This window comes from Arthrobacter mangrovi (assembly GCF_026011795.1).
In the GTDB taxonomy this organism is placed as follows: domain Bacteria; phylum Actinomycetota; class Actinomycetes; order Actinomycetales; family Micrococcaceae; genus Crystallibacter; species Crystallibacter mangrovi.
In genome coordinates, this window is sequence record NZ_BRVS01000001.1 from 96,417 (window position 1) to 111,338 (window position 14,922).

A 14,922-nucleotide genomic window follows, 5' to 3' on the forward strand; every position below is an offset into this window, starting at 1 on the left:
CTCAAACTACGCCCTTGTAATTCGGCGGCACAATGCCCCCGGCGGGACGATTGGGTAAATTCCCTGTGAACGCCGGCGTCAGGCGCCGAAACGCCGCTGGCGGCTCGCGTAATCGCGCAGCGCGCGCAGGAAATCCAGTCGGCGGAAATCGGGCCAGAGCGCCTCGCAGAAGTAGTACTCGCTGTACGCGCTCTGCCACATCAGGAAGCCCGAGAGACGCTGCTCCCCCGAGGTCCGGATGACCAGATCGGGGTCCGGCAGCCCCCTCGTATAGAGATAGCGGGAGATGTCGTCGACCTCCAGGGTCTCTGCCACGGATTCGACGTCGCGGCCGGCCTTCCCGGCGGTCCGGAGCAGTTCCTTGACGGCGTCCACGATCTCCTGCCGGCCGCCGTAGCCGACGGCCACGTTCACGTGGACGCCCTGGACCTCGGCCGTCTGCTCCGCCAGCGCGCGCAGCTTGCCGGACAGGTACGCGGGCAGCGTCTCGAGCGCCCCCACCGGCCGCACCCGGACGTTCTTGCCCTCGCCCAGCCGGTCCAGCGTGTTGGCGATGATGCCCATCAGCTGGTCCAGCTCCTCGCTGGAGCGGTTCATGTTGTCGGTCGAGAGCATGTACAGCGTGACGACCTTGACGCCGAGCTCGTCGCACCAGCCAAGGAACTCGAGGATCTTGTCGGCCCCGGCCTGATGGCCCTCGCGGGTGGGGCTTCCCGCCAGCTTCGCCCACCGGCGGTTCCCGTCAACAACGACGCCGATGTGCCGGGGAATGCGGTCAGCGGCCAGGGAACGCTGCAGCCGGCGCTCGTACATGCGGTAGGCAACTGCGGGGAATCTCAAACCGCTCCCGCCTTTCCATTACCGCGATCGAGGACAGCCGCCGGACAGCGGACACCGGGAAAGATTCTATCGCCTCGGCTCCGACGGAACGGACGCGGCCAACCCGCCGCCACCCATTCCCCCTTTATTCCGACTGTTTTCGGCCGGTAAGCCGGTGCCCTTCGGCGGCGGTAGAATCGGCCCATGAACCCGCGCGGCCCTGTCCCTTCGACCCAACCGGCCGGGGGTCCGGATCGCATAGACGGCCCTGTGGAAACCGCCGTCGAGAGCCTTGCCGACGCCCTCAATATCAAGCCCAAGTTCCGCGGCTGGCTGCATGCGGGAGCAACGCCGCTGGCCCTCATCGCAGGGCTTGTCCTCGTCGCCCTGGCCCCTACGGCGGCGGGAAAGACGGCCTCGGCCATCTACGCAGTCACGGGTCTGCTCCTCTTCGGCGTCAGCGCCGTCTACCACCGGGGAAACTGGCAGCCGAAAACCAAGCTGGTCCTCAAACGGCTCGACCACAGCAACATCATGCTGGTCATCGCCGGCACCTATACGCCGTTGGCCTGGGCGCTGCTCGAGCCGTCCAAGGCAACACTCCTGCTGTGGCTCATCTGGTGCGGCGCTATCGCCGGCGTCGCCTTCCGCGTCATCTGGACGCACGCGCCCCGCTGGCTCTATGTCCCGATCTACTGCGCCCTCGGCCTCGCCGCACTCTTCTACGTGCCGGACTTCTTCGCAGCCAACCCCGCCGCGGCCGTCCTGGTCATCGCGGGAGGCGTGTTCTACATTGCCGGCGCGGTGTTCTACGGCATCAAGAAGCCCAACTTCTCGGTCACCTGGTTCGGTTTCCACGAACTCTTCCATGCCTTCACCGTCGTCGCCTTCAGCTGCCACTTCGCGGCCATCATGCTCGCCGTCCTAGGCCGGTCCTAGCTGTCCTCGGGACAGCCCGATACAGCCCGCACCGCGTCCGATCCACCGTGCCCGGTGCGCCTGCTGACAGCCCGATTCCGGCAAGAAGGCCCCTGCAGACTCACCCCCGCCTCCGCCGGTTTCCGTCCGCTACCGGCCGGATGACAGCTCGGCCAGCAGCTCGTCCACGGTGGCGACCGGGCGCCGGCAGACCATGCCTCGGCACACATAGGCCAAGGCTCCGGATTCAGGGGCCGACTTGCCCATAAGGAGGGGCACGCGTTCAGCACTGTATCCGGGAAGCTCCGGTCCCGCGCCGGCCGGTTCCCGGGCCTGCGCTATGTCCTGAGCCTGCGCCGGCTCCCGAGCGTCCGGGGTCCTGCTGCTTTTCCGTACGGCAATGACCAGGCCGGGACTGCCCGTGGCCCTCGCCGCGGCAACCAGCTCTTCCGCCGGCCCGGGCTCCCCTACGACGGCCAGTTCCACCGGTCCCGCCCGCAGCGCTTCGGCGACGGCCAGGCCCCATCCCGCTACCCTGGGAACCTTCGGGGCAACACGCCCAAGATACTGCAGCAGCTGCTCGGCCAGCTGCCTGTGCCGGGAGGAGCCGCTGTAGCCGGCATAGGTCAACAGCACTCCGGCCAGCAGGTTGGTGCCGCTGGGCGTTGCGGTTTCGAACGGATCGGCCGGATTGGCCGGGCCGCTGGCCGCGGCCAGCTGGCTGGGCTTGACGGCGGAGTCATTGAGCACGCCCTCATTGAGGAAGGTCCGCTCGGCCTCCAGGACCAGCCGTTCGGCGAGCACGTACCAGCGGTCTTCTCCGGTGGCGGCATAGAGCGCGAAGAGGCCTTCAGCGAAGCCTGCATAGTCCTCCAGGAGCCCCTGGACCGCACCGGCGGTGCCGTCGTGGGAAACCCGGAGGAGCGTTCCGTCGTCGTCAAGGTGCACACGCCGGACGTACTCCGCCGCCCCGGCGGCAGCCGCCAGGAGGTCCTGGCGGCCAAGGAGCCCGGCGGTCTCTGCCAGCGCGGCGATGGCGAGGCCGTTCCAGCCCGCTACCACCTTCTCGTCCCGGGCCGGCTGCGGCCGCCGGTTGCGGACTGCGAGAAGCGCCGGCCTGATCCTGGCCCACCGCCGCTGCCCTTCCGGGTCCAGCCGCCGTCCGGGATGCAGCGGCGAGCCGGTCGCGGTCACGGTACCGGCCTCGCCGACTCCCATGATGTCCGCAACCCACTCGGCGTCCTCGCCAACGGCCTCCCGCAGCTGATCGAGGCTCCACAGGTAGGTGCCGCCCTCCTGGTGCCGGCCCTCGATCACCGTGTCCGCGTCCAGGGAAGAGGCAAAACCCCCGCCGGGCAGGCCGAGCCGGCCGATCATCCAGTCGGCCGTTCCGGCGGCAACGGCCCGGGCGAAATCGCGATCGGCCGCCTGGCCGGACTGGGCGGCCCACTGGGCGTAAGCGCGAAGCAGCTGCACATTGTCGTACAGCATCTTCTCGAAGTGCGGGACGGACCACTGCCGGTCGACGGCGTAGCGCGCGAAGCCGCCCTCGAGCTGGTCGTAGAGGGCCGAGGTCGCCATGGCGTCCAAGGTCCGTTCGGCGAGGCCGAGGGCCGGTTCTGCGGCGGATTCCCTGTCCGCGCGGTCCCCGCCGGATGCCGGGCCCTCGGTCCTGGGCCGGGCGGCGGCGTGGCGGAGCAGGAACTGGATGATTGACGACGGCGGGAACTTCGGCACGTCTCCAAACCCGCCATAGTCGGGGTCTTCCTCTCCGGCCAATACCAGCACGGCGTCATCGAGCATCGGGCGCGGAAGGCCCAGCGCGGTCGGCCTCTCGTCCGGGTCGAACGGCAGGAGATTGCCCATCAGCTTGCGGTTGTTATCCGCGGCGCCTTCGAGGACCTCGACGAGGGCGGCCGCGCTGGCCTCCACGCCGGACCGGCGCTGGTGCCAGGCATCGTTGACCGCCTCCAGCAGCTGGCCGAAGGATGGCATACCCGGCGCCGGCCGCGGCGGATAGTAGGTTCCGGCGTAGAACGCCCGGCCGTCCGGCAAGGTGAAGACGCTCATGGGCCAGCCGCCCTGGCCGGTCATCGCTTGGGTGGCCGCCATGTACACGGCGTCCACGTCCGGCCGCTCCTCGCGGTCGACCTTGATGCTCACGAAGTGTTCGTTGAGGTAGTCCGCGGTCTCCTGGTCCTCGAACGATTCGTGCGCCATGACGTGGCACCAGTGGCAGGCGGCATAGCCCACGGAAACGAAAACAGGCACGTCGCGCAGACGTGCCTGTTCGAAGGCCTGGTCACCGAAGGGCCACCAGTCAACCGGGTTTTCGGCATGCTGCCGCAGGTAGGCCGAGGCTTCGCTGCGCAGTCTGCCGGCCATGGTCAGCTCCCGGCCGGCCCGTTGTCGGTCGGACGGCGTCCGGACGCGCCTTCCGTCGGCGAACCCGGATCCCTGCGGCCCGTCACCTTGTCATTGAGTTCTTTGTCCAGGCGGCGCCGGCGCTCTTCCTCGGTCTCCCTGCGCTCCCCTCGGCCGGAGGCGGCAGGAGAGCTCCCGCCGTCGGACGCGGAAGGCGCGCGCTCCCCCTCGGCTCCAGCCCGCTGCGCGTCCTGCTCCATCTGCTCGCGGTACCTCACCCTGCGGATGCGCCGGGTCATATCCCAGATCAGCAGGATCACCACCACCGCGAGGCCGAAGGTGATGAAGAAGCCCCACGGGCCGGGCGTGACCTGGTTCGGGTCCAGGCCCGGCTTCAGTGTCGGTTCCCCGCTGGGTCCGGCGGCGGCGAGCAGGTGCAGCAGATGCAAGATGGATCTCTTTCTGGCAAGGGCCGGACCGCCGCGGCGGTCCGGAAGTTCAGCGGCTGGCTTCCTCTATCGTATGCCCGCGAAGAAGTCGGTTTCAGGCAGCGTGGTCTCCACCCTCGCATCCACGAGGGTGTAGTCCTCCCAGGGCCAGATCCTGCGCTGCATGTCCGGCGATACGGCGAAGAAGAACCCTTCGGGCTCGATCTGGGTCCGGTGCGAGAGCAGGGCGCGGTCCCGGTGCTCGAAGTAGTCCCCGCAGTCGATCTGGGTCGTGGTCCGGTGCTTGGGCATCGGCGGCTGGTGGCCCTCCGCGTCCGCTTCCTGCCAGGCGGCCAGGCGCGCGGCGTAGGGCGACTGCAGGCCCGCTTCCTCCAGGGCGAAGTGCAGGGCGCGGAAGCGCTCCGGATTGAAGGCGCGGTCGTAGTAAAGCTTCAGCGGAGTCCAGGCTTCGCCGGCCTCCGGATAACGCTCGGGGTCAGCGGCGGCGTGGTAGGCCTCGACCGCGACCTTGTGGGCCATGATGTGGTCCGGGTGCGGGTAGCCGCCGTTCTCGTCGTAGCTGATGATGACGTGCGGCTTGAAGGACCGGACCAGCCGCACCAGCGGGGCGGCCGCCCGCTCCAGCGGCAGGGTCGCGAAGCTGCCGAACGGCAGGGGCGGCAGCGGATCGCCCTCCGGGAGGCCGGAATCGACGAAGCCCAGCCAGCGGTGGGCGACGCCGAGTTCGCGGGCGGCCTTGGCCATCTCCCGACGCCGGAGTCCGGGCAGGTCGCGCAGCGCGTGCGGCTCTGATGCGGCCTGCGCGTTGAGGATGTCCCCCCGTTCGCCGCCCGTGCAGGTGACGACCATGGTCTCGACGCCGGCGGCGGCGTAGCTGGCCATGGTGGCCGCACCCTTGCTGGACTCGTCGTCCGGATGGGCATGCACCGTCAGGAGGCGCAGGCCATCACCACGGCGGACTTCCGGGGCTCGTTCGGCAGCTTCTGCGGGGATGCTCAACTCAGACTCCTGGTGATCGGACATAACGTGCAACACGGTAAGGTTGTAGGCGTGAGCACTACCGGCCCGACTCCCACGCACCCTACTTCTTCAGGGATAAGCGTAGCCAATCGGTACGGGGCCCCAAAGCAGCGGCTTAGCCGCGGAGCCAAGCGCGGCCTGGCCATCGCCGCGCTGGCGGTCGCTGTCGTGCTGGCCGGCTACTTCGCCTTCCTGCAGAGCAAGCCCGCGGTCTCCGGCACGGACGTTGGCTTCAATGTGTCGGATCCGCACCACGCCATCGTTGATTTCCAGGTCACCAAGGACCCGGAAGCGACCGCCCAGTGCGCCATCCAGGCCCTCAACGAAACCTACGCCGTGGTCGGGTGGAAGGTCGCGACCATCCCTCCCGCGGCGGAAGGCGAGGGGAACGACGGCGGACGCACCACCGTGCACCGGATTCAGCTAAGGACTGAATCGCCTTCTGTCACCGGCGGCGTCAACGCCTGCTGGATCGTTAAGTAGCTATCGGAATCGTCCCGGTTCTTGGGAAATGGCCGCGGGACTGACTACACTTATTCAATACATTCTGCCCCGCCCATACGGTGGTCTCGCCGATTCAGTTATGAACGAGTCACCAGTGAGCGGGGTCTTTGCTTGATGTGGCGGCCCTCAGCGGCCCGTCGGGCGAGGGAGTACCCATGCTGAGGCAGCGGGAAGCCGCCGCTTCAGGCCATACTAAGGAGAAGTACGTGTCTACATCCAGCGCATCCGTGGCTTGGCTCACTCAGGAGTCTTACGACCGCCTGAAGGCTGAACTGGATTATCTGTCCGGCCCGGGCCGTACGGAGATCGTCGCCCGCATCGAGCAGGCTCGTTCCGAGGGGGACCTGAAGGAGAACGGCGGCTACCACGCCGCCAAGGAGGAACAGGGCAAGGCCGAGGCCCGCATCCGCCAGCTGACTGAACTGCTGCGGAACGCCCATGTCGGCGCCGCTCCCGCGGATGACGGAGTCGTCGAACCGGGCATGGTCGTGGAGGCGAAGATCGCCGGGGACACCGAGACGTTCCTGCTCGGCAGCCGCGAGGTTGCCGGCGACGCCACCATCGACGTCTACAGCGAGAAGTCCCCGCTGGGCGCGGCGATCAACGGCAAGAAGGCGGGCGAAACCGTCGCCTACACCGCGCCCAACGGCAAGGAAATCAAGGTGGAGATCATCTCCGCCAAGCCGTACGCAGGCTAACCGGGCGCGCCGGACCATAACCGGCGCAGTCCACAGCTCTGTCCCCGAACCGTCGGGCTGCAGGCGAAGGGCGGGCCGGTTGCTCCTCGAGCAACCGGCCCGCCCTTCTGCTATCGCAGCTGGTTCCGGCTGCGGCCGCGGACCCGGTCCTTGCGCATCAGGACGGCGGCCAGCACTCCCCCGGCCGCGCCGAACAGGTGCGCCTGCCAGGAAACCCCTGCTCCCGCCGTCGGCAATAGGCCCAGCAACACGGAGCCGTAGAACAAGAAGATGACGACGGCGAGCAGGACCTGCCGCCAGCTGCGGTTGTAGAACCCGCGGACGAGCAGGTAGGCGAGGAAGCCGAACACGATGCCGGAGGCCCCGACCGTCAGGCCCTGGCCAGTCAGCCAGACCCCGATCCCGGACACCAGCCAGCTTGAGGCGAGTACCGCGGCGAAGCGCCGGGCGCTTTCGAGGAACACGAGGAATCCCAGCACCACCAGGGGCAGCGTGTTGCTGGCCAGGTGGTTGGCGTCGGCGTGCAGCAGCGGCGAGAAAAGGATGCCGTCCAGGCCCTCGACCCGTCGCGGGATATTGCCGAGCAGGTAATAGACCTGGCCCCCGGCCAGCAGGGTCAGCAGGAAGACCGCCCACAGCACCCCTGCCATGCCCAGCAGGGCGCCGAGCGCGCGCCGTGCCCGGGACCCCCGGCTGGCCGCCCTCACTGACTGCGCTCCACCTGGTGCATGGCCTAGTGCACGACGACGGGCTGGAAGCCCTCCGCACGAAGGCTGCCGAGCACGAGTTCGCAGTGCTCGTGGCCCTTCGTCTCGATGTCGATGGTGATCGCCACGTCGCCCATGCTGATCGAGCCGCCGATGCGCGTGTGGTCCACGCGGGTGACGTTGGCATCGGATTCGGCGATGATGCGCGAGATCTTCGCCAGGGAGCCGGGACGGTCGTCGAGCATGATCCGCACGGAGAGGAACCTGCCGGAGGCGTAGAGGCCGCGCTGGATGACCTTCAGCATCAGCATCGGGTCGATGTTGCCGCCGGAGAGGATGACCGCGGTGGTGCCGGGGTTCTCGATGACGCCTTCCATCAGCGCCGCGACGCCGACGGCGCCCGCCGGCTCGACCACCAGCTTCGAACGCTCGAGCAGGAAGATCAAGGCCCGGGCCAGGGCGTCCTCGCTGACCGTGACCACGTCATCGACGAGTTCCCGGATGATCGAGAACGGCAGCTGGCCCGGCCGGCCCACGGCGATGCCGTCCGCCATCGTCGAGACCTTCTTCAGCGGGACCAGCGCGTCCGCAGCGAGGGAGGGCGGGTAGGCCGCGGCGTTTTCCGCCTGCACGCCGATGACCCGGATGTCCCGGCCGAGCTCCTTCGCCCGGGCTTTGACGGCGGTGGCGACGCCGGCCAGCAGCCCGCCTCCGCCCACCCCCATGACGATGGTGTCCACGTTGGGAATCTGGTCGAGGATCTCGAGGCCGATGGTGCCCTGGCCGGCAATGATGTCGGCATTGTCGAACGGGTGGACGAACACGGCGCCCGACTGCTCGGCGAAGCGCTGGGCCTCGGCCAGGGCCTCGTCGACGTTGTGGCCGTGGAGCACGACCTCGGCGCCGTGGCCGCGGGTGGCGGCCAGCTTCGGGAGCGCGACGCCGAGCGGCATGTAGATCCGTGCCTTGATGCCCAGGCGCGCGGCCGCGACGGCGACGCCCTGGGCATGGTTGCCGGCCGAGGCCGCGACGACGCCGCGGGCCTTCTCTTCTTCGCTCAGCTTGGCCATGCGCACGTAGGCGCCGCGGACCTTGAAGGATCCGGCGCGCTGCAGGTTCTCGCACTTGAAATAGACGTCGGAGCCGGTCATGCGGCCCAGGGCCCTGGACTGCTCGATCGGCGTGGTCTCAATGACGCCGTCGAGCAGCTCGGCGGCGTCCATCACATCGTCCACGGTGACCGGCAAGGTCTTCAGATCTATCATTTCGGCAGTTCGTTCCTGTCCTCAGTGGCGGTGCCACTCTCGTCCCCGCCCGGGGCTTCTTTCTGGCGCTTGGTTCTGGCGGTCGTCCGTGCTGTCCCGGCTTCGGCCTGCAGGACCGGATCGGGTGGCCGCAGCCGGCCGCCCAGCGCGTCGTCGTGCTCCCAGCCGCGGGCGGCAATGTATTTGACCACTGTATTCAGGATGGCCATCACCGGAACGGCGAACAGGGCGCCCGGGATGCCGGCGACCATGGTGCCGCCGGCGACAGCCAGGACCACGGCGAGCGGGTGCAGCGAGACGGCCTTGCCCATGATCAGGGGCTGCAGCACGTGGCTTTCCAACTGCTGTACGCCCAGCACGATGGCCAGCATGATGATGGCGTTGACCCAGCCGTTGGCGACGAGCGCGAGCAGGACGGCGACGAAGCCGGTGACCAGGGCGCCCACGATCGGGATGAAGGAACCCAGGAACACCAGCACGGCCAGCGGCAGGGCCAGCGGCACGCCGATGATGGCCGCGCCGACACCGATGCCAACGGCGTCGACGGCGGCTACGAACACCTGGATGCGGATGTACTGGACCAGCGAAGTCCAGCCCTTGCGGCCTGCACCGTTGGTGGCCGAACGGGCGCGGCGGGGCATCAGCCCCACGAGGAACATCCAGATCCTCTCGCCGTCGAGCAGGAAGAAGATGAGCGAGAAGATCGCCAGCAGCAGGCCGGTCACAAGGTGGCCGGCGGTGGAGCCCACGGTGAGGGCGCTGGAGAGGATCGTGCTGCTGTTGTTCTGCAGCTGGACCAGCAGGTCGTTGATGTAGTCGTTCAGCTGTGCCGAGGTCAGCCGCAGCGGTCCGTCCATCAGCCACGTCTGGATCTGCCGCACGCCCTCGAGCACCTGGCCCCACAGCTCGCGGAAACCGAAGTAGAGCTGACGTCCCACGAGCGACAGCGCCCCGCTGACCAGGCCCAGGAAGCCAAGGATCGTAATGCCGACGGCCAGGCCCCTCGGCACCTTGGCCTTGAGCAGGAACCGTACGACCGGCTGCAGCAGGCCGGCCATCAGCGCCGCGATCATCACCGGGATGAGCAGCAGCGACACGTAGCTGAGCAGCCAAATGAGCACCCCGACCACGACAATGACGAGGCCGATCCGCCAGGCCCAGGACGCCGCGATCCGCAGTGCGTACGGAACATCGTCCCGGGTCGAGTCCGGCACGCGCGGCGCAGGACCGGCGGGGCCCTGCGGGTTGTTGTCAGGGATAGGCCGACTCATAGAGACAATAATTTCACATCCTCAGCCGGCTACGGCCGGATGAAGCCGGCCACTGATGCCCCAGCTGCCGCCGAAGCGCCCGCCCGGCTCGAGCCAGACAAGCCCGTCGCCGGAATTCAGTGCGTTGGCCGGCGCCGTCATGGGCTCGACGGCGACCGCCAGCGTGCGCCCGGGGAACGTGTCGGTCACGAAAACCTGTACGTAGGGGAACGATTCATCCTGCCACAGTGTGACGGAGCGGCCGTCGGCAGATGCCAGGGTCGTCTCTGCCCGCCCGTCCGCGGCTGCCAGGTCCGTGTAGGCGCGGTCCAGCTTCCGCAACTGCCCGACGGCGGCACCGCCCCGCAGGTCCATCTCCCCGGCGACCGGCGCGGAACCGGACGGAATGAGCGTCTCGTCCGCTTGCAGGAAGGTGGCTCCCGGGACGGTCAGGGTCAGGTCTGCCGCTTCCAGGTCCCCGAGCCGCAGGTAGGGATGGGCACCCAGCGCCACCGGCGCGGCGGCCGCCGAGTGGTTGACCAGCTCCTGCGTGACCTCCAGGTCCCCGGCCTCGTCGATCCGGTAGCGGACCACGTGGGTCAGCCGGAACGGGTAGCCGTGCTGCGGGAAGATCCCGGCCGACAGCTCCACCGCGTGCTCGCTGCGGTTGACCAACCGGTAGCCGGTGTTGCGCAGCAGGCCGTGGCTGGCGTGCCCGCGCGTCAGCTCGGTGATGTCCAGCTTCTGCACCTTGCCGTCCAAGGTCCACTTGCCGTTGGCCACCCTGTTCGGCCACGGCGCGAGCAGGATGCCGGACGCGCCCGGCGGGATGTCGCCGTCGTCGAAGGACTCCGTGAGCTGGACGCCGTCCTTCACGAAAATGCGCAGGCAACCGGCCAGCTCGGTGATCACCGCATACGAGTTGCCCCGCTCGATCCTGAACTGTTCGCCGGTGGCAAAGGTATGGTGGCTCATAGCTAAAACGTACCGGAGAATCCTCGCAGGAGCCGCGATGACCATCATGACCCCCACCAGGCTGTCGGATGGCCGGGAACTGCTGTACTTCGACGCCGGCGAGGAAGCGGCCGGGCGGCACCGCGACCCGGAACAGGTCCGCGACCGCAGGAGCCTGCCGGCCCGCGGCACGGACGCAGGCCAGGTCCGCTTCGACGAGCTGATCGGGGAATGGGTCGCCGTCGCGGCGCACCGCCAGGACCGCACCCACCTTCCTCCGGAGGATGAGTGCCCGCTCTGTCCCTCGGACGGAGCCCGCCGGACCGAGATCCCCGCCGGCTACGAGGTGGCGGTCTTCGAAAACCGGTTCCCGTCCTTCGGTCCCCGGCACGGCATCCTCCCGGCGGATCCCGGCCCCGAGGTCGGCGAGGTAGCGGAACCCGCCTACGGGCGCTGTGAGGTCATCGCCTTCACCGACTCCCACACGGGCTCCTTCTCCCAACTTCCCTACGACCGGGTGCGCACGGTGGTCGACGCCTGGGCGCAGCGGACCGAGGCGCTGTCGGCCCTGCCCGGAGTGCAGCAGGTGTTCTGCTTCGAGAACCGCGGCGCGGAAATCGGCGTCACGCTGCACCACCCGCACGGGCAGATCTACGCCTACCCCTACGTCCCGCCGCGCTCCGTCCGGATGGCCAAACAGGCCCGGCGGCACTTCCTCCGCTCCGGCGGCCTGGAGAGCCAGACCGCTGCCATCCTCGCCGCCGAGCGCGCCGACGGCTCGCGGATGGTGCTCGAGGGGCGGCACTTCAGCGCCTACGTCCCCTTCGCCGCGCGCTGGCCGCTCGAGGTGCATCTGGTGCCGCACCGCCAGGCGGCGGACCTGGCCGGGCTCCACGGCGAGGAACGCGACGAGCTGGCCGAACTGTACCCGGAACTCCTGCGCCGGTTCGACGCCCTCTACGACTCCCCCACGCCCTACATTGCCGCCTGGCACCAGGCTCCGGTGGACGCCGAACTGCGCCCGGCCGGCCATCTGCACCTGCAGCTCACCTCGCCGCGCCGCGCCGCCGGGAAGCTCAAGTACCTGGCCGGGTCGGAGGCCGCCATGGGGGCCTTCATCAACGATACGGTGCCGGAAGAGACCGCGGCGCGGCTCCGTGAGGCGGCGACGGCGTGACCGGCCCGGCCGCCGACAGCGCACGTGCGGTGCTGGCGGCGGCCGCCCGGGCCGGTTTCGCCGCCCGCTACGGTTCGGCCCCGGACGGGCTCTGGGCCGCCCCGGGCCGCGTCAACCTGATCGGCGAGCACACGGACTACAACCAGGGGCTGGCCCTTCCGCTGGCCATCGACCGCACGACGGTTGCCGCCGCCGCGCTGCGCCGGGACGGGACCGTCCGGGTGTCCACGTCACTGCGGGACAGGAACGACGCCGTGAGCCTGCCTGCCGCGGGGATCGCGCCGGGGGCGGTGTCAGGGTGGGCGGCCTACCCGCTGGGCGTCGTCTGGGCCTTCGCCGCCTCCGGCTTCCCGGTGCCCGGCCTGGACCTGCACCTGGAGACGGACGTTCCCCTCGGGGCCGGGCTGTCCTCTTCGGCGGCCGTCGAGTGCGCGGTCGCGGCGGCTTTGGAGGACCTGCTGGGCTCCGGGTTCGGGAGCGCCAGACTGGCCAGGCTGTGCCAGCAGGCGGAGAACGAGATGGCCGGGGCGCCGACCGGCCTGCTGGACCAGACGGCGTCGCTCGGCGGGCGCCGCGGCCATGCCCTGCTGGTGGATTTCCGCAGCGGCACCGCCCGCCCGGTCCCGCTTCGATTGCAGGAGAGCGGGCTGAGCCTGCTTGTGATGGACACTAAGGTCACCCACGCCCATGCCGGCGGGGGCTATGCCGGGCGGCGCCGCGACTGCGAACGGGCCGCCGCCTTGCTGGGGGTGGGTTCCCTCCGCGAGCTATCCGGCGAGGACCTGGCGGGCGCCAAGGCCCGGCTGGATGCGCCGGCCTTCCGCCGGGCCCGCCACGTCGTCACGGAGAACGAACGGGTGGAAAGGGCCGTGCATCTGCTGGAAGCCTGCGGGCCGGGAAGCATCGGGCCGCTGCTCGCCCGTGGCCATGCCTCGCTGCGCGACGACTACGAGGTCTCCTGCCCGGAACTCGATCTCGCGGTTGACACCGCCCTCGGGCACGGTGCCCTGGGGGCACGCATGACCGGCGGCGGCTTCGGCGGCTCCGCCCTTGCCCTGGTCCCCCGGTCTTCCGCCGCCGCGGTGGCAAACGCCGTCGTTAATGCCTTCCTGGCTGCCGGATACGCCCGGCCGGACGTCTTCCCGGTCGCGACGGCTGACGGCGCGGGCCGGCTGGCCTGAACCGCCACGAACACGCGGCTTCCGCCAAGGACGGGCTGTTAAACGGCCGTGGGACCCCGCCTCGGCGGAGTCCCACGTTATTGTTCCGGACGCCCGGTCTTAGTCCTCTGCGACGGCGCGCAGGATGGCCAGCAGGCGCAGGATCTCGACGTAGAGCCAGATCAGCGTGACGGTCAGGCCGAACGCGGCGGTCCAGGAGTACTTGCGGTCAACGCCCTGGCGCACGCCTTCCTCGATCGAGGTGAAGTCCATGATCAGCGAGAAGGCCGCCAGACCGATGGCGAAGATGCCGATGATCACGCCCAGGGGAATGCCCATGACCTCCATGCCGCGCACGCCCCACGGGGTGTCCAGCACGCCGAACAGCTGCAGGCCGAGGTTGACCAGCGAGAACACGGCGTAGCCGATGATCGCGATCATGAAGAACTTCATCGCCTTCGGTGTCGCACGCACCTTGCCGCTCTTGAACAGCAGCAGGGTGACGCCGAAGACGCAGACGGTGCCGAGCACGGCCTGCGGGGCGATGCCGGGGTACATCCCGTCCAGCACGGCGGAAATGCCGCCGACAAACAGGCCTTCGGCCGCTGCATAGCCCAGGATCAGGCCCTTGGAGGGCTCCCTCTTGAAGGCGTTGACCAGACCCAGCACCAGGCCGACGAGCATGCCCGGGATCATCAGTGCGGGGATCATCCAGCCTACGGCCGCACCGGCGAGGACGAGGGCCAGGCAGGCCAGCGTCTTCATGATGACGTCGTCGTAGGTCATCCGCCCGGTCTGGGCCGGACCCGCCGACGGCTGGTTGTACAGGTCCTGCAGCTGCTGGCTGGACATCTGCGACTGGCCGGCGAGCATGCCGGTGCCGGCGTTCGCGGAACTGTGCGGTTGGCTGCGGAATACGTTGGGATTACTGAATACGGGATTTCCACCCATGGCCATGTTTGTCCTCCGATCAGGGGGTACGAGCTACTTCAACCCTACCAATGCAACGTCCGGCGCCTCCGGTTCTATCCCGCCGGATTCCCGCGGCCTGCGGGGAGCTTAGACTGTTGGCGTGAATCCTCGCCCCGCCGCCGAACGGAACCAACGCACCGCGCCCGCCAACCTCCCGCTGCGAATGCTGCACGACCGCATCTTGGTCGCTCCGGACAAGGACAGCAGCGAGCGCCGCTCCTCGTCCGGAATCGTGATTCCGGCGACGGCCGCCATGGGCAAGCGCCTGGGGTGGGCCACCGTGGTGGCCGCCGGCCCGAACGTGCGGCAGGTCGGCGTCGGCGACAAGGTGCTGTTCGATCCGGAGGACCGTGCCGAGGTGGAGGTCAACGCCGCCGACTACATCCTCCTGCGCGAACGGGACATCCACGCCGTCGCCGAACCCGAGGAAGCGGACAAGGGCACCGGCCTCTACCTCTAACCTCCGGGCGAACCTCCGGAGGGCACCGCCCTCGTGCCCTTCACGTGGGGCAGTTGTTATGCGATCGCGACCTAAAGCAAGCATTTCGCAACATGCTGAACACATTCCCCGAGTAACATGAACGACACGTCAGTGACCTGGTTCACACGGCGTGGTCAGCGTTGCCGGTTCCTGGGGGCCGGCAAGCCCCCACTGTGGAGGTTCA

15 protein-coding genes are annotated in these 14,922 nt (G+C 69.0%); 6 read left to right on the plus strand and 9 right to left on the minus strand.

Annotated elements, in window-relative coordinates; all coding sequences use genetic code 11:
* Nucleotides 1-78: 78 nt before the first annotated feature.
* The gene (locus AHIS1636_RS00395; protein WP_264793826.1) at nt 79-840 is read right to left on the minus strand and encodes an isoprenyl transferase; all 762 of its coding nucleotides are present in this window, start codon (nt 838-840) and stop codon (nt 79-81) included.
* A gap of 183 nt (nt 841-1,023) precedes the next feature.
* Between AHIS1636_RS00395 and trhA the strand changes: the two genes are divergently transcribed.
* Nucleotides 1,024-1,758, plus strand: coding sequence for a PAQR family membrane homeostasis protein TrhA (gene trhA / locus AHIS1636_RS00400; RefSeq protein WP_264793827.1), 735 nt, complete (start codon nt 1,024-1,026; stop codon nt 1,756-1,758).
* Nucleotides 1,759-1,887: 129 nt separating this feature from the next.
* Here trhA and AHIS1636_RS00405 read toward each other — a convergent pair whose 3' ends face one another.
* From AHIS1636_RS00405 to mca, 3 genes are all read right to left on the minus strand, one after another.
* Complete coding sequence (locus tag AHIS1636_RS00405; protein ID WP_264793828.1) at nt 1,888-4,122, minus strand: thioredoxin domain-containing protein; 2,235 nt, start codon at nt 4,120-4,122, stop codon at nt 1,888-1,890.
* A gap of 2 nt (nt 4,123-4,124) precedes the next feature.
* Entirely contained in the window at nt 4,125-4,550 is a 426-nt protein-coding gene (locus AHIS1636_RS00410) for a hypothetical protein (RefSeq protein WP_264793829.1), read from the minus strand.
* A gap of 66 nt (nt 4,551-4,616) precedes the next feature.
* Nucleotides 4,617-5,549, minus strand: coding sequence for a mycothiol conjugate amidase Mca (gene mca / locus AHIS1636_RS00415; RefSeq protein WP_264793830.1), 933 nt, complete (start codon nt 5,547-5,549; stop codon nt 4,617-4,619).
* A gap of 51 nt (nt 5,550-5,600) precedes the next feature.
* Here mca and AHIS1636_RS00420 point away from each other — a divergent pair, with 51 nt between their 5' ends.
* Nucleotides 5,601-6,053, plus strand: coding sequence for a DUF4307 domain-containing protein (locus tag AHIS1636_RS00420; protein ID WP_264793831.1), 453 nt, complete (start codon nt 5,601-5,603; stop codon nt 6,051-6,053).
* 176 nt (nt 6,054-6,229) lie between these two features.
* Nucleotides 6,230-6,772, plus strand: a complete 543-nt coding sequence (gene greA, locus AHIS1636_RS00425) for a transcription elongation factor GreA (RefSeq protein ID WP_264793832.1) — start codon at nt 6,230-6,232, stop codon at nt 6,770-6,772.
* Nucleotides 6,773-6,882: 110 nt separating this feature from the next.
* On the opposite strand, the gene AHIS1636_RS00430 is transcribed toward greA, so the two are convergent.
* Genes AHIS1636_RS00430 through AHIS1636_RS00445 form a run of 4 tightly spaced genes read right to left on the minus strand, consistent with a single transcriptional unit; the run spans nt 6,883 to nt 10,969 of the window.
* A complete protein-coding gene (locus tag AHIS1636_RS00430) occupies nt 6,883-7,479 on the minus strand; it encodes a rhomboid family intramembrane serine protease (protein WP_264793833.1) in 597 nt (198 codons plus the stop codon).
* 26 nt (nt 7,480-7,505) lie between these two features.
* Entirely contained in the window at nt 7,506-8,744 is a 1,239-nt protein-coding gene (gene ilvA, locus AHIS1636_RS00435; protein WP_264793834.1) for a threonine ammonia-lyase, read from the minus strand.
* Nucleotides 8,741-10,015: an AI-2E family transporter gene (locus AHIS1636_RS00440; protein ID WP_264793835.1), complete on the minus strand. Its 1,275-nt coding sequence runs from the start codon at nt 10,013-10,015 to the stop codon at nt 8,741-8,743. Before AHIS1636_RS00440 ends, ilvA begins: the two co-directional genes overlap by 4 nt.
* Nucleotides 10,016-10,036: 21 nt before the next feature.
* A complete protein-coding gene (locus tag AHIS1636_RS00445; RefSeq protein ID WP_264793836.1) occupies nt 10,037-10,969 on the minus strand; it encodes an aldose 1-epimerase family protein in 933 nt (310 codons plus the stop codon).
* Between the two features lie 37 nt (nt 10,970-11,006).
* Between AHIS1636_RS00445 and galT the strand changes: the two genes are divergently transcribed.
* Nucleotides 11,007-12,125 carry a galactose-1-phosphate uridylyltransferase gene (gene galT, locus AHIS1636_RS00450; protein ID WP_264793837.1) on the plus strand — a complete coding sequence of 373 codons (1,119 nt, stop codon included), beginning with the start codon at nt 11,007-11,009 and terminating at the stop codon, nt 12,123-12,125.
* A complete protein-coding gene (galK, locus tag AHIS1636_RS00455; protein ID WP_264793838.1) occupies nt 12,122-13,306 on the plus strand; it encodes a galactokinase in 1,185 nt (394 codons plus the stop codon). The genes galT and galK overlap by 4 nt, the downstream gene beginning before the upstream one ends.
* A 99-nt stretch (nt 13,307-13,405) precedes the next feature.
* Here the strand turns inward: galK and AHIS1636_RS00460 are convergent, their stop codons facing one another.
* Nucleotides 13,406-14,242, minus strand: coding sequence for a Bax inhibitor-1/YccA family protein (locus tag AHIS1636_RS00460; RefSeq protein ID WP_264793839.1), 837 nt, complete (start codon nt 14,240-14,242; stop codon nt 13,406-13,408).
* A gap of 115 nt (nt 14,243-14,357) precedes the next feature.
* On the opposite strand from AHIS1636_RS00460, the gene AHIS1636_RS00465 reads away from it, so the two are divergent.
* The gene (locus AHIS1636_RS00465; RefSeq protein WP_264793840.1) at nt 14,358-14,717 is read left to right on the plus strand and encodes a GroES family chaperonin; all 360 of its coding nucleotides are present in this window, start codon (nt 14,358-14,360) and stop codon (nt 14,715-14,717) included.
* The last annotated feature ends 205 nt before the right edge of the window (nt 14,718-14,922 follow it).

Bases quoted from the DNA above. Each gene is read 5' to 3' on its own strand.
- trhA (WP_264793827.1), top strand. From the start codon at position 1,024: ATGAACCCGCGCGGCCCTGTCCCTTCGACCCAACCGGCCGGGGGTCCG.
- galT (WP_264793837.1), top strand. From the start codon at position 11,007: ATGACCATCATGACCCCCACCAGGCTGTCGGATGGCCGGGAACTGCTG.
- AHIS1636_RS00405 (WP_264793828.1), bottom strand. From the start codon at position 4,122: ATGGCCGGCAGACTGCGCAGCGAAGCCTCGGCCTACCTGCGGCAGCAT.
- AHIS1636_RS00440 (WP_264793835.1), bottom strand. From the start codon at position 10,015: ATGAGTCGGCCTATCCCTGACAACAACCCGCAGGGCCCCGCCGGTCCT.
- greA (WP_264793832.1), top strand. From the start codon at position 6,230: ATGCTGAGGCAGCGGGAAGCCGCCGCTTCAGGCCATACTAAGGAGAAG.
- ilvA (WP_264793834.1), bottom strand. From the start codon at position 8,744: ATGATAGATCTGAAGACCTTGCCGGTCACCGTGGACGATGTGATGGAC.
- AHIS1636_RS00445 (WP_264793836.1), bottom strand. From the start codon at position 10,969: ATGAGCCACCATACCTTTGCCACCGGCGAACAGTTCAGGATCGAGCGG.
- AHIS1636_RS00460 (WP_264793839.1), bottom strand. From the start codon at position 14,242: ATGGCCATGGGTGGAAATCCCGTATTCAGTAATCCCAACGTATTCCGC.